17 protein-coding genes are annotated in these 20,525 nt (G+C 63.2%); 8 read left to right on the top strand and 9 right to left on the bottom strand.

What is annotated here, in order from left to right; all coding sequences use genetic code 11:
- Window positions 1-116 precede the first annotated feature (116 nt).
- Together SVXhr_RS04945 and SVXhr_RS04940 are read left to right on the top strand one after the other, a co-directional pair.
- Window positions 117-1,031 carry an ABC transporter ATP-binding protein gene (locus tag SVXhr_RS04945; RefSeq protein WP_275739997.1) on the top strand — a complete coding sequence of 305 codons (915 nt, stop codon included), beginning with the start codon at window positions 117-119 and terminating at the stop codon, window positions 1,029-1,031.
- Window positions 1,028-1,867, top strand: a complete 840-nt coding sequence (locus SVXhr_RS04940; RefSeq protein ID WP_275739995.1) for an ABC transporter permease subunit — start codon at window positions 1,028-1,030, stop codon at window positions 1,865-1,867. Before SVXhr_RS04945 ends, SVXhr_RS04940 begins: the two co-directional genes overlap by 4 nt.
- Window positions 1,868-1,902: 35 nt before the next feature.
- Here the strand turns inward: SVXhr_RS04940 and SVXhr_RS04935 are convergent, their stop codons facing one another.
- The 3 genes from SVXhr_RS04935 to SVXhr_RS04925 are packed head-to-tail and all read right to left on the bottom strand — an operon-like array spanning window position 1,903 to window position 4,985.
- Window positions 1,903-2,415 (bottom strand): hydrogenase maturation protease, encoded by a 513-nt coding sequence (locus SVXhr_RS04935; protein WP_275739993.1) that lies wholly within the window; start codon window positions 2,413-2,415, stop codon window positions 1,903-1,905.
- Entirely contained in the window at window positions 2,412-4,031 is a 1,620-nt protein-coding gene (locus tag SVXhr_RS04930; protein ID WP_275739991.1) for a nickel-dependent hydrogenase large subunit, read from the bottom strand. The genes SVXhr_RS04935 and SVXhr_RS04930 overlap by 4 nt, the downstream gene beginning before the upstream one ends.
- Before the next feature lie 6 nt (window positions 4,032-4,037).
- Window positions 4,038-4,985: a hypothetical protein gene (locus tag SVXhr_RS04925; protein ID WP_275739989.1), complete on the bottom strand. Its 948-nt coding sequence runs from the start codon at window positions 4,983-4,985 to the stop codon at window positions 4,038-4,040.
- 253 nt (window positions 4,986-5,238) lie between these two features.
- Between SVXhr_RS04925 and SVXhr_RS04920 the strand changes: the two genes are divergently transcribed.
- Both SVXhr_RS04920 and SVXhr_RS04915 read left to right on the top strand, forming a co-directional pair.
- On the top strand, window positions 5,239-6,144 hold the full coding sequence (locus SVXhr_RS04920) for an ABC transporter ATP-binding protein (protein ID WP_275739987.1): 906 nt from the start codon (window positions 5,239-5,241) through the stop codon (window positions 6,142-6,144).
- A gap of 1 nt (window position 6,145) precedes the next feature.
- A complete protein-coding gene (locus tag SVXhr_RS04915; protein ID WP_275739984.1) occupies window positions 6,146-6,982 on the top strand; it encodes an ABC transporter permease subunit in 837 nt (278 codons plus the stop codon).
- A gap of 38 nt (window positions 6,983-7,020) precedes the next feature.
- Here SVXhr_RS04915 and SVXhr_RS04910 read toward each other — a convergent pair whose 3' ends face one another.
- From SVXhr_RS04910 to SVXhr_RS04890, 5 genes are all read right to left on the bottom strand, one after another.
- Entirely contained in the window at window positions 7,021-7,773 is a 753-nt protein-coding gene (locus SVXhr_RS04910) for a pirin family protein (RefSeq protein WP_275739982.1), read from the bottom strand.
- A 94-nt stretch (window positions 7,774-7,867) separates the two neighbouring features.
- A complete protein-coding gene (ligA, locus tag SVXhr_RS04905; RefSeq protein ID WP_275739980.1) occupies window positions 7,868-9,949 on the bottom strand; it encodes an NAD-dependent DNA ligase LigA in 2,082 nt (693 codons plus the stop codon).
- Window positions 9,950-10,225: 276 nt separating this feature from the next.
- The gene (locus tag SVXhr_RS04900) at window positions 10,226-11,380 is read right to left on the bottom strand and encodes a Fic family protein (RefSeq protein ID WP_275739978.1); all 1,155 of its coding nucleotides are present in this window, start codon (window positions 11,378-11,380) and stop codon (window positions 10,226-10,228) included.
- Between the two features lie 377 nt (window positions 11,381-11,757).
- Window positions 11,758-12,822, bottom strand: a complete 1,065-nt coding sequence (locus tag SVXhr_RS04895; RefSeq protein WP_275739977.1) for a 2,3-butanediol dehydrogenase — start codon at window positions 12,820-12,822, stop codon at window positions 11,758-11,760.
- Between the two features lie 127 nt (window positions 12,823-12,949).
- Window positions 12,950-14,062 carry an alanine--glyoxylate aminotransferase family protein gene (locus tag SVXhr_RS04890; RefSeq protein WP_275740876.1) on the bottom strand — a complete coding sequence of 371 codons (1,113 nt, stop codon included), beginning with the start codon at window positions 14,060-14,062 and terminating at the stop codon, window positions 12,950-12,952.
- Window positions 14,063-14,255: 193 nt separating this feature from the next.
- On the opposite strand from SVXhr_RS04890, the gene SVXhr_RS04885 reads away from it, so the two are divergent.
- From SVXhr_RS04885 to SVXhr_RS04870, 4 genes are all read left to right on the top strand, one after another.
- The gene (locus tag SVXhr_RS04885) at window positions 14,256-15,551 is read left to right on the top strand and encodes an O-acetylhomoserine aminocarboxypropyltransferase/cysteine synthase family protein (RefSeq protein ID WP_275739975.1); all 1,296 of its coding nucleotides are present in this window, start codon (window positions 14,256-14,258) and stop codon (window positions 15,549-15,551) included.
- Window positions 15,548-16,774 carry a homoserine O-acetyltransferase gene (gene metX / locus SVXhr_RS04880; protein ID WP_275739973.1) on the top strand — a complete coding sequence of 409 codons (1,227 nt, stop codon included), beginning with the start codon at window positions 15,548-15,550 and terminating at the stop codon, window positions 16,772-16,774. The genes SVXhr_RS04885 and metX overlap by 4 nt, the downstream gene beginning before the upstream one ends.
- A 130-nt stretch (window positions 16,775-16,904) precedes the next feature.
- Complete coding sequence (locus tag SVXhr_RS04875; protein ID WP_275739971.1) at window positions 16,905-17,192, top strand: rubredoxin-like domain-containing protein; 288 nt, start codon at window positions 16,905-16,907, stop codon at window positions 17,190-17,192.
- Window positions 17,193-17,339: 147 nt separating this feature from the next.
- A complete protein-coding gene (locus tag SVXhr_RS04870) occupies window positions 17,340-19,568 on the top strand; it encodes a CDC48 family AAA ATPase (protein ID WP_275739969.1) in 2,229 nt (742 codons plus the stop codon).
- Window positions 19,569-19,899: 331 nt separating this feature from the next.
- On the opposite strand, the gene SVXhr_RS04865 is transcribed toward SVXhr_RS04870, so the two are convergent.
- Complete coding sequence (locus tag SVXhr_RS04865; protein WP_275739967.1) at window positions 19,900-20,319, bottom strand: sterol desaturase; 420 nt, start codon at window positions 20,317-20,319, stop codon at window positions 19,900-19,902.
- Window positions 20,320-20,525: the final 206 nt, after the last annotated feature.

Genomic DNA, 20,525 nt, shown 5'->3' with positions numbered 1-20,525 from the left:
CCGGATCATTACTTAAATCAATATCATTTGAACGCACCTTTCATCATGCGATGGACTTCAACCGGTGAAGTCCGGGGTGTCCCTATATGACCATGTCCGGTGTATCGCCGGTCGCTATGACAGCCATCGAAACGAACGGATTACGAAAGCGCTATGGAGACGATATTCTCGCCCTCGACGGAATCGATCTCCGCATCGAGGAAGGCGAGATATTCGGCTTCCTCGGACCCAACGGGGCAGGGAAGTCCACCACGATCAACATCCTGCTTGACTTCGTTCGCCCGACGAGTGGGTCGGCGAGCGTACTCGGCATGGATGCACAGGACCAATCCCAGGAGATCCGTCGCCGGACGGGTGTCCTTCCGGAAGGATATCAGATTTACGAGCGGTTGACCGGACGATATCACATCGAGTTCGTCGCCGAATCGAAAGGTGTCGATATCAATCCCGACGAGATACTCTCACGAGTCGGCCTGGCCGACGCCGCCGATCGAAAGGCCGGCGGCTACTCCAAAGGGATGCAACAGCGCCTGACACTCGGGATGGCACTGGTCGGTGATCCAGACCTGCTCATTCTCGACGAACCGTCGACGGGGCTCGATCCATCAGGCGTTCGAGACGTGCGTGAGATCGTCCACGAGGAGGCGGATCGTGGGACGACGGTGTTTTTCTCCAGTCACATTCTGAGCCAGGTCGAAGCCGTCTGTGATCGCGTCGGCATTCTCCGGCAGGGAGAACTGGTCGCCGTCGACACTGTCGACGGATTGCGCGATTCGGTCGGTGCCGAGACGACGCTCCGGGTGACCGTCCAGGGCCTGACCGACGATGCACGGGAAGCAGTCCGTGCGCTCGAGGGCGTCTCGGACCTCCAAGTCGAGGGCGAAACCTTGATCGCGTCGGTTTCAGACGGTGCGAAGACGTCGGTTATCACCACTCTCGAATCCGAGGGCGTCAGCGTCGCGGACTTCTCGACGGAGGAAGCCGACCTCGAACAGTTGTTCATGTCCTACACGGGAGGTGAGACGGCATGAGCTGGCAGGTCGTCGCCCGCAAGGACTTCCATGACGCGATCCGATCGCGGATGTTCTGGGCGCTTGCAGCAATCTTCGGCGTCTTCTCCGTCGCCGTTGCCGGTTTCTTCGGCTACTACACGGACGGGATGATGGAGACGTTACCCATGCTAGAGGACGTGGGCCTGGGACTGGTCGTGTTTGTCTCCTCTCCTGTTTCGCTGTTTGTCACGCTCGTCGGTGTGATCATTTGTCATAAGTCGATCATCGGCGAGCGAGAGAGCGGCAGCCTACGGATCCTGTTGTCGCTACCGCACACTCGCGGCGATGTCGTGTTCGGCAAGATCGTGGGCCGAAGCGGTGTATTGCTCATCCCGGCCATTGCGTCGCTGATACTCGGTGTCGCGGTTGGCGGCGTCATGACCGGGACGGCACCGGTCGTTCCGGCCGCCGTGTTGATCCTCGGCATGATCTTGTTGAGCGTGACATACGTAAGCCTCATCGTGGGGATTTCGGCGGTGGCCGATTCCACGGGAGTCGCAACGGCCGTCGCTGTTGGCTATTTCATCGTCTTCGAACTCACGTGGGGCCTGATATTCTCGCTTGTCCAACAGTTCGTCTTTGAGGGCAGTCCTGAATGGATGTATATCGTGCTGCGACTCCCGCCGAGCAACGCATTTAGTGAGCTTCTCAACGTGGCCCTCGCCACGCTGACTGACTATCCGTCGGAAATGGTGGGGGCAAACAGTATCGACGCGTTCTATGGGACGCCCGTGACGGCACTGCTCATCCTGTTGTTCTGGCTCATCGTCCCGGCAGCTATCGGCTACCGGCAGTTCTCGAGATCGGACCTCTGATCGGCCGGGAGTGTTCGAATACGCTCAATTTGCGGTCACGCCCGGACCACCGATTCGTCGACTGGCTCGCGGTCCAGTTCCCGAAGGATCAGGTCGACGATTTCGGGCACCCGTTCGGCGACCGTCTCGCTCAATTCGACGGATAGCTCGATGCGTGCAGGCTCAACGCCGATCACCAGGATCTCCGCGGGCAATTCGTATGCGTTCCGGCCGGCTGAGAGGCCCTCACAGAAGGAAACATCGTGCATCGAAATCGGCGGGGCTTGGCCGTCGAAACTTCCGTCTGTGAACTCATAACGATAGATCGAGCCCGGTTCGCCATCGGCGCTGATAGCGTCGACCACGATCGCACGCTCACAGTCGCTCATCGCTTCAAGGGCGAGCATGCCAGTCGTGCCAGCGTCAGACAGGCGAACTCCATCAGTCAGTTCGTCGGCGCGGTCCTGTAGTGCGCGGATCACTCGCCCGCCGACACCGTCATCGCCCATGATCGCGTTACCGACGCCGACGACCGCCACGTCCGACTCGTCCTCATCGAACAACGTCATCGGTCGTCCGTGATTTTGCCACCAGATTCGTTCGTCGCGTCCGATTTCGCGGATTTATCCATCACGTCGGTGTCCTCAGACGTGTTGGTTGTCTCCTTGCCGACGGCCCCCGGCGTAGCCGGTTCGAGGACTGTCTCGTACTCGCCGGTCGGCGTCTGAAGGTGGACGGAGCAGGCCAGACACGGGTCCATCGATCGGATCGTCCGCATCACGTCCAGGGGCGTCTCCACGTCCTCGACCTCCATGCCGACCAGCGCCGATTCGAGCGGCCCTGGGGTATCGTCGCTATCGCGAGGCCCCATGTTCCACAGCGTCGGCGTGACGATCTGGTACTGATTGATCTGTCCGTTCCGGACATCGGCCCAGTGTGAGAGTGCGCCCCGGGAGGCTTCGAACAGACTGACGCCCTGCCCGTCAAAGTCGTCGTCCCACTCGGCTGTGAAGGGGTCGCCGGGCTCGATCGCATCAAGCAGTCCCAGAACGTTGTCCCGAACGAGCAGGATCTCCTGGGTACGGGCGATAAGACGGTTGAGCGTATTACTCGCCGCGCTCGCCCCGCCCAACTCCGCCCGCAAGTCGAAGGGATCGATATCCGAGATCACGAGCCGTGCCAGGGGACCGACTTCCATGGGCTGGCCCTCGTAGCGCGGTGCTTTTCCCCACGAATAGGCCCCGTCCTTCCCGGGGGCGGGCTCGGGCGGTTTGGCCGAAGCGGGATGGCCAGCCGAATCATCGGTGTACCACGAGTGGGCCGTACTTTCGGTGATCGCGTCGAGGATCTCCGCTTTGGTCTGTGGTTCGATCGACCCGTCGCGGTAGATCCCGCGCTTGAAAAGGAACTCTTCACGTTCGGGGAGGCGGAACACGCCGTTTGAATAGTACCGACGGGGACCGACGCCGTACTCCGCCGCACCTTCCTCGGCGGCAGCATACAACAGCCCGACGAGGTCATGGAGTCCAGCACCGACCGATGGCTCAAACTCCCCGTTTCGGACGTTCTCGATCACCTCGGGGACAGCGTCAGTCGGGCCGATCCACTCGCTGACCGACGCGACGTGGTCTTTGACCGACTGAATGGTCGAGGCGTCGGGATTGGCGGACATCCCACCCGGTACGTAGGTCAGCGAATTCGGAACGCGACCGCCGAACTCGGCGAAAGCCTGCATCAGCGTGCGCTGGTGGTCCATCGCTTCCAGATAGCCCTCGCCTTCCATGGGATCGAGGCGCGTCAGGCCAGTTCCTGCGACGGCATCGCTGTAGTCCGGCCCGGCCAGCGCGTAGAGATGGATCGTATGGTTCCACAAGTAGAAGATCCCCTCCATCGCATCCCGGAGGAGATGGGCGTTCCGCGGGACGCCGTCGAAGACGCCGGCCGCCATCGCGGCGTCTTCAACCGCCCGCGAGGAGGTCAGTCTGTGACAGGTAAAACAGACACCACAGACCTTTCCCGTGATATCCGGGACAGCTGACGGGGGGCGTTCGAGCGTGACCGACTCGATGCCACGGAACATTTCCATGTGGCTCTTTGCGTCCTGTACGACGCCGTCCTCGACATCGAGTGTCGTCGCGTGATGGCCCTCGATACGCGTCGTCGGATTGATCGTTATCTCCGGCATATGAGGTCACCTCGTTTCGGTGACGTCGGTGTTGTCTGTCCGCTCAGCCGACTCCTGACGTCCAGAATGCACGCATCGTCGACGGGTTCCCTGGCCGGCTGACGCCTGGCGTCCAGACCGCCCATGCCGTGGGCGGCTGTCGTTGCTGGCTGACTCCTGGCGGTTAGAACGCCCATGCCGTCGACGGCCACCGTCCGATTCATAGAACGTCACCGGCCGGTTGTACTCGTCGAGTTCCGGCGGATTCCCGGTAAGAATCATCGTTAGGGTCAACAGAATGTTGTCTGGGTTGGGTGGGCACCCCTGCAGGTTCAAGACCGGCAACCCGGCTCCGGCAGTGAATTCCGGATCGAGGATGCCCTCCCGGTTGCGGCCCTGGAACTGAAGCCCGTGGGCATTCGTCACGTTGTCCTCCCTGTCGTACAGCTCCCGTCCGCGGCCGGCCGCTAGCCAGCCGCCACGGGCAGCGCAGTTGCCGACGGCGATCACATACTCGGCCCGCGGGGCCAATTCTTCGACCCAATCGAGGACAGGTTTGCGGTGGCCCTCGTCAGTGTGACCGACGGTCGCGGCCTGGGGCATCCCGGCGGGAATCGCCCCCTCGACGATCAGCACGTCCGGATCGGTGCTCAATGCGTCGAGGGCGGCCTCACCCGCCTCGGTCATGAGCGTGGGATGGAACGTTACTGCCACGCGGAACTCGCTGATGACATCCTCTAGGGCCGGATGTGGACTCTGAAGCATGGAGATGGTACACCCACTGCAGGATTGGCCCTGCAGCCAGACCACCTCACGATCACCCTCGGTCACCTGCTGAAGCGCGGCTTGGACTTCCCCGACGTGTTCAGCGATGATCGTTCCCGCCGAGGCCCCACCGGCGAATTGCAGGAAGCCCCGGCGCGTTGTCGACCCACTAATCGCGTCATCTTGTGTTTCAGGATTCGGATTCGACATGTGTCTAGTTCCCCCAATAGATCTTGACTATCAATATGGTATTTCAAAGATAAATATAATATATCTTACGGTTCGTGTCGAAGAAGAAACACTGCCGCTGTGATCCCGGAGAAAACCAGCAGCGGGGCCCAGCCTGCACGATAACAGGGCCACAATCGTCGTGTTCGTCTCCGGTTGTGGTGTCACGGGCCGACCGGGAACAGCCAACCACAACACCACGGAATTTATAACAAGCCCCCTGGAACGAGCGGCCATGGTCGCCATCGACCTTACTGACGTCACCAAGACGTACGGTGACGTCACAGCCCTCCAATCAGTCGACCTGACCGTCGAGGACGGCGAGGTGTTCGGCTTTCTCGGCCCCAACGGCGCGGGGAAGTCGACCACGATCGACATCCTGCTCGATCACGCCCGCCCGACGGCCGGTCACGCGGAGGTACTCGGCATGGACGCACAGGACGAGACCGTCGCCGTCCGGGAACGGACCGGCGTGTTACCCGAACGGTTCGGTCCGCTCGGCGAGATGACTGGCCGCCAGCACGTCGAATTCACCGTCGAGGCCAAGAACGCCGACGACGATCCGGACGCCATCATGGAGCGCGTCGGGATCGATCACGCTGCCGATCGACCCGCCAGCGGCTACTCAAAGGGGATGACCCAGCGGCTCATGCTCGGGATGGCCTTAGTCGGCGAGCCCGATCTGCTCATTCTCGACGAGCCAACGACCGGCCTCGACCCCAACGGCGCGCGCCAGATGCGCGAGATCGTTCGTGCCGAGGCCGAACGCGGCGCGACCGTATTCTTCTCGAGTCACATCCTCCAGCAGGTCGAGGCGGTCTGTGATCGGGTCGGCATTCTCGATTACGGCAACCTCGTGGCCGTCGACTCCATCGACGGGCTCCGGGAGGCGGCCGGCACGACCGGCGAGATGACCGTGACGCTCGATATCGTGCCCGACAGATTGGGCAAGGACATCGAAGCCATCGAGGGAGTCACGTCCGTCCGCGTCGACGGGGATTCCCTCGTCGCGGGGTGTGAGAATCCCGCGAAGGCCGAGGTCGTCCGGACGTGCCAACAAGCAGGTGCAACTGTCGAGAACATCGAGACCAGCGAGGCGAGCTTAGAGGATCTGTTCGCCGCCTACACGGGGGGTGCCTGAGATGCGGTGGTTACAGATCGCCCGCAAGGACTTCGACGATGCCCGTCGCGATAGACAGCTCTACTACCTGCTCGGGATACTGTCGCTGTTCGCCCTCGGCATCGGCTACATCGTCGGCGACAATCCCGAGTTCGTCTCCCCCGGCCAAACGGCCATGTTCCTGCTGTCGGTGTTCGCTATTCTCGCCCCGATCGTCGCACTGACGATCAGCCAGGCCGACATCGTCGGCAAGCGGGCGACCGGCGAACTCTCCGTATTGTTGAGTCTGCCCTTCTCCCGGCGGACGATCGTCCTCGGGAGTCTGGTCGGTCGGATGGCCGTCATGACGGTCGTCCTCGTCGCGGTGTTCGTCCTCGCGCCGCTCGTGGTGAGCGTGCGGGGTGCACCAGTCGATCCAGTCGCGCTGGCCGGTGCTTTCGGGATGATCTGGCTGCTGTCGCTGGTGTTCACCGCGATCGCGCTCGGGATCTCGACGTTCACCAGATCGACGACGCTGTCGGCCGGGGGCTCCTTCGGCGTCTTCCTCCTGTTCGTCATGCAACTGTGGACGGTCATCCCCATCGGAATCCGGTACCTGATCAACGGCCTCACGATGCCGAGCGGGCCACAGCCGGAGTGGGCGGCCGTCTTCGTCCAACTGTCGCCGTTCGCCGCTCTGCGGAACCTCGCCGAGCCAGTCTTCAGTGAGATCGTTGGTTCGGTCCCGCTCGCGGCCGGCGAAGTCGGCGAGAGTCTCCCCTGGTATCATGAGCCTGTCTTCGCCGCGATCGTCGTGGTAGCGTGGATCGTCCTGCCGCTCGCCGCTGGGTACTGGCGCTTCCAGACGACCGATCTGTAGGGCCATCGCGACGGGACGGATCGGGACCGATCGGCCGCTCAGCGGCCGATCGTCCCCTGCCGGGTGACCGGCGCGTCGGGATCGATGGTGAACGCGACGAGCAGCGTCTCAGTCCCGGCCGTGACCGTCGTCGCGGTGTCCTCAACGAGCAGTCCGCTCTCCGTCTTTCCGAAGTGTGTATCCCCAGTGGTGACCGCCCCGTCGAAGACGTAGAAGTACGTGTCCCAGCCTGACTCGGTCGGCAGATCGACACTGGCACCCTCTTCGAGGTGAACGTCGTAGAAGTGGACGTCGTTGCGCACGGAAAGCGGCGCCTCGGACCCTTCGGGGCCGAAGAGATGGCGCCACTCGTTGTCGACGGACTCGGGGATGGGCTCGTGTTGGATGTCCGGTTCGAGGTCGAGGCTGTGCGGGCGGACGAAGATCTGGAGCATCCGCAGCGGCGGGTCGTCGGCGAGCGTGCGCTCTTCGTGCCAGAAGCCGCTGCCGGCGTTCATTACCATCATGTGCTCGGGATCGGTCACGAGCTTGTTCCCCTCGCCGTCGTCGTGACGCATCACGCCCGCAGGGACCCATGAGATGATCTCCTCGTTGCGGTGCTGGTGCATCGAAATGAGTGTGTCCGGGTCCATGAACGACTCGACGACAGTCGCGAGCGGGCCGTACCCGTGGTCGTCGTGATCGGGAAGGTTCCGCCCGGGGAAATTGAAATGGGTGCGAAACTTCCCCTGGTTCTGGGAAACGTCCGTACGTGGCGCTTTATACAGCGTGCCCGTCGATTCGAGACTCATTATGTACCATTGGGACTGGACGGACATATGGCCGAGGGATGCGACAAAGTGCGTCGTGCGGCAGTGAGGCTGTCTCCGTGGAATTTCCGCCCGCTCACTCCAGGACGCCACGTTCGGCAAGCAGTTCCTCGAAGTCGTCCTCGTCGACGATTGGAACGTCGTTAGTCTCGGCGTCGTCACGCTTGCGCTGGCCCGGATTCTCGCCAACAACCAGGTAATCCGTGTTGCCCGAGACGCTGCTCGTCGCTGATCCGCCGTGGGTCTCGACGAGTTCCTGCGCCTCACTCCGGGTGTAGCCGTCCAGTGACCCGGTGAACACGAACGTCAGCCCGTCGAGTTCCGCACCGCCTTCGACCTCGTAGGGCTGGGGCTCGACGTGTTCGAGGAGGCGCTCGATGGCCGCGCGGTTGCGCTCGCTCTCGAAAAAGTCCCGGATCTCCGCGGCGACTTTCGGCCCGACGTCGTCGACCGCCTGCAACTGCTCGCGGTCGGCGTCCATCACGGCCTCGAACGTCCCGAACTCCCGGGCGAGAGCAGTCGCCGTCGCCGCACCGAGGGAGGGGACGTTCAGCGCCGCGAGGAAGTCATCGAGCGAGGGCTCGCGACTCGCTTCGAGTTCGTCCTGCAGGTTGGCGACCGACTGCATCCCCCAGCCCTCCAGTGACGTGAGGTCGAGCTGTCCGAGTTCGTAGAGGTCTGCCAGTTCTTCGACCAGTCCGGCATCGAGGAGTTGCTGGACGCGTTCCTCACCCAGTCCCTCGATGTCGAGGCCGGCGCGGCTGGCGTAGTGGACGATTGCCCGCTCTAACTGGGCTGGACAGGCCAGTCCGCCGGTACAGAACGCGAGCGGGCCGTCGCGCTCGACCGGGCTGTCACAGACGGGACACGTCTCCGGGAACTCGACGGTGCCCTCACTCGCCGCTTCGACGACCTCCGCGACCTCCGGAATCACGTCGCCGGCCCGCTGGACGCGCACCTCGTCGCCGATTCCGACCCCGAGGCGCTCGATCTCGGCTGGGTTGTGCAGCGAGGCACGCGAGACCGTCACGCCGCCGACCTCGACCGGGTCCATGAGCGCGACCGGCGTCAGCCGGCCGGTGCGGCCGACCTGGACGACGACGTCCCGGATCGTCGTGCGCTCGGTCCGGGCGGGGAACTTGTAGGCGAAGGCCCACCGCGGCGCACGCGACGTCGATCCCAGCGCTTCGCAGGCCGCCCGGTCGTTCAGCTTGAGCACGACGCCGTCGATCTCGAACGGCAGGTCGTCGCGCTCATCGAGCAGCCGGTCGCGATAGTCGATGGCAGCGTCGATCGAGTCGACTTCCTCGGCGAGGTCGGTCACCCGCAGTCCCCACTCCGGAAGGCGTTCGTAGACCTCGCTGTTCCGTTCAAACTCGACGCTCGCATCGAGGACGCCGAAGAAGAAGATCGCGAGTGGCCGTTCAGCGGTGATCGAGGGATCGAGCTGTCGGAGCGTCCCGGCGGCCGCATTCCGGGGGTTGGCGAAGGGGTCGTCGCCGCGCTCGATGCGTTCGCGGTTGTACGCCTGGAACTCGTCGGTGGGGATGTAGACCTCCCCGCGGACCGCCAGAAACTCGGGGAAATCACCCCGGAGGCGGCCCGGAACGCTCGGGATCGTCCGGACGTTCTCGGTGACGTCCTCGCCGACCTCGCCGTCCCCGCGGGTCGCCGCCCGCTGGTAGACGCCGTCCTCGTAGACAATTTCGACCGAGAGGCCGTCGAACTTCGGCTCACAGAAGTAGGTGCGGTCGGCTGGATCGAAGCCCGCGTCGGCGAGTCCACGGGCGACGCGGTCGTCGAACTCCCGGACGTCGCTCTCCTCGCCGCCCTGGTCGATCGACTGCATGGGCGCGACGTGCTCGACGGACGCGAGTTCGTCGAGCGGCTCGCCACCGACGCGCTGGGTCGGACTGTCCGCGCGGTCGAGATTGAAGTGGTCTTCGAGGTCCTGCAGACGGGCAAAGAGGGCGTCGTAGGTCCGATCGCCGATCACGGGATCGTTCTCGACGTAGTAACGGTGGTCGTGATACCGGATCGCCTCGCGAAGTTTTGCGACCTGTTCACTTGCGGTTTCGGCGTCGAGTTCCTCGACCGACTCGAAGTCCGTCGACGGGTCCTCGACGTAAGGGTTATCCGGCGGTTCGACCGCTGTCATACCGTCGTTTCGCGGCGGCCTGAGAATAAGGCTACCGTTCGAAGGGGCGACGACAGCTACAACAAGAAAGGGTGCGGCGTCACCCGACCCACGAGGTCCGGGCACGATCCGTCTCCGGCACTGTCCGACAATGAGGTCTCCCTGGACTCATTTGAATTGCGTACCGTACACCTGCATTGACTCAAAATTGTCTTGGAAAAATTTAGTTACGTGTCCACTCATTCAGTAGTTTTATATGTTATTGTCAGTGCCATCGAATCTAACTCAAATCGAGATTCACGCCGATCCATCGAACGACCGAGTTAGAATGTCGAAAATGTCCACTGCTTTGAATTCCTGGTAGCGCTCTTTCCCGGTGGTCTCCTGGAGTACATCCTCGTCCTCCAGGGTCGTGATCGCATTCCGGGCGGTCTGGTGGGACACATCGAGCAGCTTCTGGACCTCCTTCGTCGTGACGTATGGATACTGGAAGAGTCGCATCGCCAGCCGATCCCTGGCAGTCTTCTCGTGGCCATAGCGGACCTCGTACTCCCGTCGGAGGTCGCGCAATTCGTCCGTTCGCGTGACTGCGTCGGCCGCCTGCTGTCGGATGCCGTCGACGAAGAACTGGAGCCACGGCTCCCAGGCACCTTCCTCGCTTACCGCTCGCATTCGATTGACGTACTCGATCTTGTGCTCGTTGAAGTACGCGCTCGGGTAGAGGTACGGATCGCTCAGATAGCCCTGCTTGATGAGCTGGAGCGTGATCAACAATCGACCCAGGCGGCCGTTCCCGTCGCCGTACGGGTGGATCGTCTCGAACTGATAGTGAACGAGGCCCAGATCGACGAGGTCGTGATAGGCACCACCGTCCTGGATGTACGCCACGAGGTTGTCGACGAGACTGGGGACCTTCGTGGCGGCGGGTGGCACGAACGGCGTCAGGTGTGGCTCGGGCGGGGGGATGTGGACCGGTGCCGTCCGGAATGCACCCGCGCCATCCCCCTCGTCACGGACACCCGCCATGAGCGTCCCGTGCAGGTCGTGGAGCAAGTCGACCGTGATCTCCCCGGTCTCGGAGACGCGAGTGGCTCCCTCTCGAACGGCCGTCTCGTAGTTGATCCCCTCACGGGTGTCTTTGGTCGTCTCGCCGTGGTCGATGTCTTCGGGCCGAAAGAGGTCCTCGAGTTCGATATCTGCCCCCTCAATGAGGACCGATTCGACGGCCTCGCGTCGCACGAGTGACGTATAGACGATCGGGCTCGCGTCCGTTTGTTCACTGATCCCCTCCAGACGACCCAGTTGGTAGATCGCATCCTGAAGCGTCTCCTGAAACCCGGAACTAAATTCGATCCCATCCGCTGGCGGCAGTTCGTCCGGGAGGTAGTACGACCGCTGTCCGAACGGGACGTATTTCCCCGGTGCCTCATCTGGAAGTCCGTCTCTGGCCATTGGAATCAGGAAGGCAATTGTTCCCTTAACTCAAATATCTTCCCGATATTTGGATTTAGAGAAGGGAGAGACCACAACAGATATGACGAATCAGTCGAGGCAACGGGAGCTAACTCAAATGGCGTGTGTGCAGTAGCGTTCCAGCGCGTTCAGTACGGACTCACCCGAACCGGCGTCCGGGCGAACTCCTCGGCATTGGGCGTCACGACAGGTTCGTCCCGGGCCAGCGCGATCCCGGCGATCAGGAAACACGAATCGAGTATCACTGGTCGACCCCGCCTACTCGTTCGTCGACGTTCTCGCGAAACTTCTCCGCCCGCTCACGGACACGCTCGGCTTCCACATCGTCGAGTAGTCCGACGAGATCGAACAGCGGGCTACGGTTTCACGAGAATCTTCACTTGATCGCTCTCCGGATCGAGTAACTGTTCGAATCCGTCCTCGACGATGTCCTCGAGGCCGATCCGGTCGGTGATGAGCGGTTCGGGGTCGAGTCGGCCGTCCTCGAGCATGTCGATGACCATGCCGAACTCCTCGCCGGATCGGGGGCCGCCCTGGTAGGCGATCGAGCCAACGATCGAGCGTTCGGGAATGACGAGGTCGTTCGGCTGGGTTTCGAGGGGTTCCTCGAAGATGCTGACCTCCGCGACGCGCCCACCGGGCCGGGTGCTGTTGATCGCCTGGTTGTACGTCGCCTCGACGCCGGCGACGTCGAAGGCGATGTCGACACCCTCACCGGTTTCTGCCCGGATGACATCGAGAGCGTCATCCTCGGTCGGGTCGATCAGTACGTCCGCCCCGGACGCATCGGCGCGCGCCCGTCGCTCGTCACGCGGTTCCGAGACGATGATGGGATCAGCACCGGCCGCCCGCAGCGCCTGAATCTGACAGAGGCCGATCGGGCCGCTCCCGAAGACCGCGACCGAATCGCCAGCCGAAACGTCGGCGACGCGGGCCGCGTGGAGTGCCACCGTCAGCGGTTCGACGAGTGCGCCGTGTTCGACCGGGACGTCACCGAGCGCAACGACCTGTTCGGCGTCGACGACGACGTTCTCGGCGAATCCGCCGTTCGATGCCAGTCCGGTGAACCCGAGCGATTCACAGCGGTGGTACTCCCCGGCCTCACACCGTGAACACGTGCCACAGTAGATGATCGGATTGGCCGTGACGGCGTCTCCTTCCGAGAAGTCGGTGACGTCAGCGCCGACCTCCGAGACTGTCCCGCTGAACTCGTGGCCCATTGTGAGCGGTGCCTGGGCCCCCGAGACCGGATGGGGGGCGTCCCCCGGGATGAAGATCGGACCGGCAGTGTATTCGTGGAGGTCCGACCCACAGATGCCACACGCTTCGATGTCTATTCGGACCTGGTCGGGGCCGACCGACTCCGGTTCGACATCTTCGACGCGAATATCTTCTCGACCGTGATATCTGGCTGCGTCCATACACTCCCAGCGTTACACGCAGGCAGGCATAACAGGTCGATCGGTTCCCAATCTCCGGTAACGCCAGTTGCGCCTTAATAGACCCGTGTTGGATGCCCGTCGGGTGTTCGGATCGCGGAGACCGCCCTCAGAGATCGGCGACGTCCTCGATCGCGTCGGTCAGCGCTTTGATGCTCTCGACGTCGTGTTCGCCCATATGGCCGATCCGGAAGGTCGTCTCGCCGAGTTGCGAGCCATACCCGTTCGAGAAGACCATGTCGTACTCCGCCGAGACTTCCTCGATGGTCCCAGCCACGTCGATGCCCTGGGTGTTCTCGATGCACGAAACCGTCCGGGAGCGATAGCCTTCCTCGGCGAACAGATCGAAGTGCTCGCGCGCCCAGTCGTGGACGTACTCGGTCATCTCGCGGTGGCGCTGGTCACGCGCATGGTGGCCCTCTTCGAGCATGTGTTTCATCTGCTTGCGGTAGGCCAGCATGATCGGGATGGCCGGCGTCGAGTGGGTCTGGCCCTTCCGGTCGTAGTAGTCCAGACAACGCTGGAAGCCGCCGTACCACGACGCGGAATCCTTCTCGACTTCGCGCTCGTAAGCCTCGTCGCTGACGACACAGATCGCCAGCCCCGGCGGCATCGCGAAGGCCTTCTGGGTCGAGGTGAAAATCACGTCGATGTTGTGTTCGTCGATGTCGACGTAATCGCCGCCCAGTGCGCTCACTGCGTCGACGACGAAGTAGGTGTCCTCGTATTCAGCGACGACATCGCCGATCTCCTCGATTGGGTTGCGGACGCCCGTCGAGGACTCGTTCATGACGCTTGCGACCACGTCGTATTCGTTATCACTAGCCTCGATGGCTTCCCGAACGTCCTCGGGTTTGATGGCCTCACCCCAGTCGTATTCGAGGCGGTCAACGTCCTTGCCCAGGCGCTCGGCGACGTTGGCGTGGCGCTCGCTGAAGCTCCCGCAGGTCGGCACGAGAATCTTCTCGTCGACGAGGTTCAGCGTCGACGCCTCCCAGAACTCCGTCCCCGACCCCGTCAAAATGATGACCTCGTTGTCAGTGTCGAGGAACTCCTTCGTGTCCTCGACGATCGTGGTGTAGAGGTCGGTCATCCGGTCCATCCGATGGCCGAACATCGGCTGGGCCATCTCCGCGATGACGTCTTCGCGGACTTCGGTCGGACCGGGGATGTACAGCGTCTTTTCGGGATAGTCGTCGGTATATTCGCGTTTTTCGGTCACGGATACCACCGTTCGTATCTCGTTTCTCGGAGTCGGGCGGCATGGTATTTTTGATACGACGCTGCAACCAGTCCAAGCGCGTCGCTGATCGGCCCCTGATGATCCGAGATGAGCCACCGGGTGAAAGCGACACCCGCCCCAAATTTGCCGTAACTCTTAGTTATACGAAGCCAGAGGTATATGCATACGAAACATGAACGGACAGGACCCCCCACGACGCTTCGGGACGCGGTGTCTGCACGCCGGCCAGACACCCGATCCCGAGACCGGCGCAGTCGCACCGCCGATATACCAGACGACCTCCTATGCCTTCGACGACGCCGATCGCGCAGCGGATCTCTACGCACTGGAGGCCGAGGGCAACATCTACAGCCGCTTCGACAACCCGACGGTCCGGACCCTCGAACGCCGCCTCGCATCACTGGAAGATGGCGTCGACGCCGTTGGGACCGCGTCGGGAATGGCCGCTCTCGATGCGACGACGACCGTCCTCGCGAGCGCGGGCGAGAACATCGTCTCTGCGTCCTCGATTTACGGCGGGACCCACTCCTATCTGACGACGACCGCCCGCGAGCGGGGGATCGAAGCGCGCTTCGTCGACACCCTTGACTACGACGCCTACGCCGAAACCATCGACGACGGGACGGCCTACGTCCACCTCGAAACCATCGGCAACCCCTCGCTCGTGACGCCGGACATCGAGCGGATCGCCGAGATCGCCCACGATAACGGCGCGCCGCTGGTCGTCGACAACACCTTCGCGACGCCGTATCTCTGCAATCCGATCGACCACGGCGCTGACGTCGTCTGGGAGTCGACGACGAAGTGGATCCACGGCTCCGGGACGACCGTCGGCGGCGTGGTGATCGACGGCGGAAGCTTCCCCTGGGCGGACCATCCCGAAACGTATCCCGCGCTGGGGGACAGCGCCAGCACACTGGACGGGGAGAGCTTCGTCGATCGCTTCGGCAAGCGAGCGTTCGCGGTCGCAACTCGCCAGCGGGCCGTCCGAAACGTCGGCGACGGCCAGAAGCCCTTCGACGCCTGGACGACGCTGCAGGGAGCCGAAACCCTTGCCGTGCGCATGGAACGGCACTGCGAGAACGCCACCCGCGTCGCGGAATTCCTCACCGACCATCCCGATGTCGAATGGGTATCGTATCCGGGCCTCGAAGCCCACGAGACCCACGAGCAAGCCAGCGAGTATCTGCAGGGTGGATACGGCGGCATGGTCACGTTCGGCCTCTCGGGCGGCTACGAAGCCGGTCAGCGACTCTGTGAGGAGACCGACCTCGCACAGTTCCTCGCGAACGTCGGCGACGCCAAGACACTGGTCATCCATCCCGCCTCGACGACACACGCGAAGCTCTCACCGGAAGAACAGCGGGCCAGCGGCGTCGCGCCGGACATGGTCCGGCTGTCGGTCGGGATCGAAGACGTCAGAGACATCATTGGGGACCTCAAAGAGGGAATCGAGACAGCTACATGACGGTCACCGCCGAACACGAGACGGTTTCGGTAGGCGAATTCGAGTTCGAGTGTGGGGAGTCGATCCCCGAACTCGAGATCGCCTACGAGGCCTACGGCGACTTCGACGGCGACAACGCGGTGCTGATCTGTCACGCCCTGACTGGTTCTGCCCACGTCGCCTCCCATCCCGACGCCGACGACGCCACCAGCGGCCAGGCCCGCGCGTGGTGGGACGACATCGTCGGCCCGGGCAAGGCCATCGACACCACCGAGTACTACGTCGTCTGTGCGAACGTCCCCGGCTCGTGTTACGGGACGACCGGTCCCGCGAGCACGAACCCCGAGACCGGCGAGCCCTACGGGACGGACTTCCCGCCGGTGACGGTCAGCGACTGGACGGAGGCCCAGCGCGCCCTGTTGGACGAACTCGGGATCCCGCACCTCCACGCCGTCGTCGGCGGCAGCGTCGGCGGCATGAACGTTCTCGCATGGGCCAAGCGCCACCCGGACCACGTCGATCGGATCGCCCCGATCGCGACCTCTGCACGACTCGATACCCAGTCGCTGGCGCTGCACGGCATCAAGCGCCGGGCGATCACCGGCGATCCCGCCTGGGACGGCGGCGACTACTACGGCGACGATCACCCAGAACCGACCAACGGCATGGCATTGGCTCGCCAGATCGGCCACGTGATGTACCTCTCGAAGGCCTCGATGGACCGGAAGTTCGGCCGCCGGTCGGCCGGTCGAGAGGCCCATCGGGCCTTCCCCGAGGAGCCCGCAGCCGCCTTCTTCCCCTACCGTGATGTCGAGTCCTACCTCGACTACCAGGCCGAGAAGTTCGTCGGCCGCTTCGACGCCAACGCCTTCCTGACGATGACCCGGGCGACGGAGAACTACGACCTCGCCGCCGGCTTCGAATCCGACGCCGACGCACTCGCGGCCTTCGACGGAGAAGCGCTGGTGATGTCTTTCACGTCGGACTGGCACTTCACTGTCGCCCAGGCCGAGTCACTGGCCGAATCGCTCAGAGACGCCGACGTGAAGACGGCCCACCACGTCGTCGAATCCGACCACGGCCACGACGCGTTCCTCGTCGAACCCGAAAACGTCGGCCCACCGCTTGCGGACTTCCTCGGCGAGGGCGTCTCCGGGTCGGCCGTGACGGACACCAACGATGACGCTGACGAACCGGCCGACAGCGACTTCGCGCCCGTCCATACGAGCCTGTTTTCGCAGTGACGTGCGACGGTGGAAATCGACGGCAGTAGGTCCATTCGCCGACTGGTGAATGTCGTCCGCCGAGTGACTCCCGGCAGACCTGACAGAGAGGCAAAACTTTTTGGGATGTGGTACCGTTTGACTAGCCACGATGGCGCCCGATCCGACAGACGTCACGTTCGGGACGGAGATCTACGACGAGGCCGGTACCAGACTCGGGACAGTACGGGGGTTCGACGAACATGGCTTTTATGTCTCGACAGACGGCGGAATCGCCGCGCTGTCGAGTGAGCATCTCGCCAGCGGGGTTGCGGGAGAGGCTGAACTCATGTGGCGGTGTTGGTCCTGTGGCGAGATGGGTGATATCGAGAAGCTCCCCGATGAATGTCCAGCGTGCGGGGCGCCCAAAGAGGATATCTATTACTGGCAGGAAGACTAACGCCGTCTCGAACCGCTAACAACACGATAGAGACCGAGGTGACTGTCCGCCGGTCGGCATGTCCAACTATCTTCCCGACTGAACAACCGGTGGTAGCAAAAAGCATATCTCCCGGGATGCCTGACTGTGACATACTGCATCCCCATCATGAACGAAGTTCAACTTGAGGTCGCGAAGGCCTACCCGAACGACTCGGGCCGGGGCATCGCGCGCCTCGATCCCGATACGCTGCTGCACCTGAAGCTCTCCCCCGGCGACATCATCGAGATCGAAGGGGCCGAGACCACCGCTGCGAAGGTCTGGCGGGCGGACCGCCAGGACTGGAACACCGACACGGTCCGCATCGACGGCTTCACCCGGCAAAATGCCGACGCGGGTATCGGCGAGCGCGTCGAGATCCGGAAGGCCGAAGCCGAAAAGGCTGACTCGCTCGTGCTTGCCCCGCCCGAGGAAGCGAGCGTCCAATTCGGCTCGGACGCGGCCGGCATGGTCAAACGGCAGATCCTCAAACGGCCGGTCGTCGAGCGCGACATCGTCCCCGTGATGTCGAGCACGAACCACCCATTCATGCGCTCGCCGGGCCAGGCCATCCCGCTGATCGCCGTCGAGACCGAACCCGAGGGCGTCGTCCTCATCACCGAGGACACCGACGTCGAACTTCGGGAGGAGCCCATCTCCGGCTACGACAAGACCGGGGGCGGGATCACCTACGAGGACATCGGCGGCCTGGAGAACGAGATCCAGCGCGTCCGCGAGATGGTCGAACTACCGATGAAACACCCCCAGATCTTCAAGAAACTGGGGATCGAACCGCCCAGCGGCGTGCTCCTGCACGGCCCGCCCGGGACGGGCAAGACGTTGCTGGCGAAAGCCGTCGCCAACGAGACCTCGGCGAGTTTCTTCTCGATCGCCGGCCCGGAAATCATCTCGAAGTACTACGGCGAGTCCGAACAGCAGTTGCGGGAGATCTTCGAGGACGCCACCGAGGAGTCCCCGTCGATCATCTTCATCGACGAACTCGACTCGATCGCGCCCAAACGCGAGGACGTCACCGGCGAGGTCGAGCGCCGCGTCGTCGCCCAACTCCTGACGATGATGGACGGCCTGGAATCCCGGGGGCAGGTCGTCGTCATCGCCGCGACCAACCGCGTCGACTCGGTCGATCCCGCGCTCCGGCGGCCCGGTCGCTTCGACCGCGAGATCGAGATCGGCGTGCCCGACGAAACCGGCCGCGAGGAGATCCTCAAGATCCACACCCGCGGGATGCCACTCTCGGACGACGTCGACCTCCCGGGGCTGGCCGAGGACACCCACGGGTTCGTCGGCGCGGACATCGAGAGCCTGACGAAGGAGGCCGCGATGAAGGCCCTTCGGCGGTACCTCCCCGAGATCGATCTGGACGAGGAAGACATCCCGCCGAGCCTTATCGACCGGATGATCATCAAGCGTGACGACTTCAAGGGAGCCCTCAACGAGGTCTCACCGTCGGCGATGCGGGAAGTGCTCGTCGAGTTACCCAAAATCAGCTGGGACGACGTCGGCGGGCTCGAATCGGCGAAAGACGAGGTCCAGGAGTCGATCGAGTGGCCGATGACCAGCCCGGAAAAGTTCCACCGGATGGGCGTCGAACCGCCATCTGGAGTGTTGCTCTATGGGCCACCGGGGACCGGCAAGACGCTGATGGCCAAAGCCGTCGCCAACGAGACCGACGCCAACTTCATCTCGGTGCGCGGGCCACAGCTACTGAGCAAGTGGGTCGGCGAAAGCGAGAAGGCCATCCGCCAGACCTTCCGGAAGGCCCGCCAGGTCGCGCCGACGGTCGTGTTCTTCGACGAACTCGACTCGCTGGCCCCCGGCCGTGGCGGCCAGGGCTCGGGGTCGAACGTCTCCGAACGCGTCGTCAACCAGTTGCTGACGGAGATGGACGGCTTAGAGGACATGGAGGACGTCATGGTCATCGGCGCGACCAACCGCCCGGACATGATCGACCCCGCACTCATCCGCTCTGGTCGGTTCGATCGCCTCGTCTACATCGGCGAACCCGATGTCGACGGTCGCGAGGAGATCCTCCGGATCCACACTGACGAGTCGCCGCTCTCACCCGACGTCTCGCTGCGCGAACTCGCCGAGATCACCGAAGGCTACGTCGGCAGCGACCTAGAGAGTATCGCCCGCGAGGCGGCCATTCAGTCCCTCCGGGAGAACGAGGACGCCGATTCGATCGGGATGGCTCACTTCCGGTCGGCGCTGGAAGGCGTCCGGCCGACCGTTACCGACGACATCCGAGAATACTTCGAGCAGATGGAAGACCAGTTCAAGGGCGGCGGCCCCGACTCGCGCCAGCCCCGCGGCTCCGACCGGATCGGCTTCCAGTAGGAGACGACCTTTTTTCACGGGGGCCTCGTGCTCGCCTCCGGCGAGCACTCGACCCCCGCCAAAAAAGCTCTCTTGCCGAGCGAAGCGAGGCAAGGCTCGTCAGAGCTTGCTCTGACGGTGGGCCAAAAAGGCCGCCGTCGCGGGACTGCGTCCCACTCCGGCGGTGAACCGGCGCGCGTAGCGCGCCGGAAAACTTTCCTCAGGATCGCAACCAACGCCGGTTTTGCTGAACAACGATTCCACTCGAATCAAACCGGGGAATCAGCAAAGGACGAGCGTAGAAGTTCCCCTGAAATGAGGATGCACACGAACCGCATTCCCGTTCCCCCCTTCAATCGTCATCCGCTACGTCTGAAACACGTGGTGACTCCGTCGTGTTCGAGTCAAGTTCGACGCGGACCAGCACGGCGAGCGTTCCTGCCGAATACGCGGTAACGGACGCACCGAGAACCAGGAGGCCGAGTGCGAACCGAACGTCCGCCGAAACGGGGAGGGCCGGTCCCGCTCCGATGAGGGCAGCGAGCGTGACGACAGCGACAGCGAACCCAGTCCATCGCTTGTCGGCCCATGATTCGCCGGACGAGAAAGCTGGGTACGCACGCCGGATGTGAAGTGTGAGTCCGAACGCTGTCACCCAGGTGACAGCCGTCACGACCGCGAGAAGGATCACTCCGACGAGCCAGTAAAGCCCAACCCCGATCACCGCACCGACAGCGAACGCGCCCAAGAGCGCTCGATTTGGAAGGTTCATGTGATGATAAACGAACGGTTGGCTGAAAACTATTCGGCGGTCCCGCATAGATACAACGGCTGCATATCCTGGTACCCACTCCGGGCACCCTTCTCCGCCCCACAAAATCGCAGTTTCCGGCGTCGAGGCGACTCCCTGAACGGGAGTGATCGACTGTCCCGGTGTGGATGGCCTGACTGGCCCTTCCAGACGCCCCGCGGTGATTG

It is taken from the genome of Halorhabdus sp. SVX81 (genome assembly GCF_029207715.1).
GTDB lineage: Archaea > Halobacteriota > Halobacteria > Halobacteriales > Haloarculaceae > Halorhabdus.
The sequence above is the reverse complement of the archived record's forward strand: the minus strand, read 5'-3'. Positions and strand labels throughout refer to the sequence as shown.

Excerpts from the sequence above, each read along its gene's own strand:
- SVXhr_RS04945 (WP_275739997.1), top strand. The coding sequence starts at position 117 with ATGACAGCCATCGAAACGAACGGATTACGAAAGCGCTATGGAGACGAT.
- SVXhr_RS04940 (WP_275739995.1), top strand. The coding sequence starts at position 1,028 with ATGAGCTGGCAGGTCGTCGCCCGCAAGGACTTCCATGACGCGATCCGA.
- SVXhr_RS04935 (WP_275739993.1), bottom strand. The coding sequence starts at position 2,415 with ATGACGTTGTTCGATGAGGACGAGTCGGACGTGGCGGTCGTCGGCGTC.
- SVXhr_RS04930 (WP_275739991.1), bottom strand. The coding sequence starts at position 4,031 with ATGCCGGAGATAACGATCAATCCGACGACGCGTATCGAGGGCCATCAC.
- SVXhr_RS04925 (WP_275739989.1), bottom strand. The coding sequence starts at position 4,985 with ATGTCGAATCCGAATCCTGAAACACAAGATGACGCGATTAGTGGGTCG.
- SVXhr_RS04920 (WP_275739987.1), top strand. The coding sequence starts at position 5,239 with ATGGTCGCCATCGACCTTACTGACGTCACCAAGACGTACGGTGACGTC.
- SVXhr_RS04915 (WP_275739984.1), top strand. The coding sequence starts at position 6,146 with ATGCGGTGGTTACAGATCGCCCGCAAGGACTTCGACGATGCCCGTCGC.
- SVXhr_RS04910 (WP_275739982.1), bottom strand. The coding sequence starts at position 7,773 with ATGAGTCTCGAATCGACGGGCACGCTGTATAAAGCGCCACGTACGGAC.
- ligA (WP_275739980.1), bottom strand. The coding sequence starts at position 9,949 with ATGACAGCGGTCGAACCGCCGGATAACCCTTACGTCGAGGACCCGTCG.
- SVXhr_RS04900 (WP_275739978.1), bottom strand. The coding sequence starts at position 11,380 with ATGGCCAGAGACGGACTTCCAGATGAGGCACCGGGGAAATACGTCCCG.
- SVXhr_RS04895 (WP_275739977.1), bottom strand. The coding sequence starts at position 12,822 with ATGGACGCAGCCAGATATCACGGTCGAGAAGATATTCGCGTCGAAGAT.
- SVXhr_RS04885 (WP_275739975.1), top strand. The coding sequence starts at position 14,256 with ATGAACGGACAGGACCCCCCACGACGCTTCGGGACGCGGTGTCTGCAC.
- metX (WP_275739973.1), top strand. The coding sequence starts at position 15,548 with ATGACGGTCACCGCCGAACACGAGACGGTTTCGGTAGGCGAATTCGAG.
- SVXhr_RS04875 (WP_275739971.1), top strand. The coding sequence starts at position 16,905 with ATGGCGCCCGATCCGACAGACGTCACGTTCGGGACGGAGATCTACGAC.
- SVXhr_RS04870 (WP_275739969.1), top strand. The coding sequence starts at position 17,340 with ATGAACGAAGTTCAACTTGAGGTCGCGAAGGCCTACCCGAACGACTCG.
- SVXhr_RS04865 (WP_275739967.1), bottom strand. The coding sequence starts at position 20,319 with ATGAACCTTCCAAATCGAGCGCTCTTGGGCGCGTTCGCTGTCGGTGCG.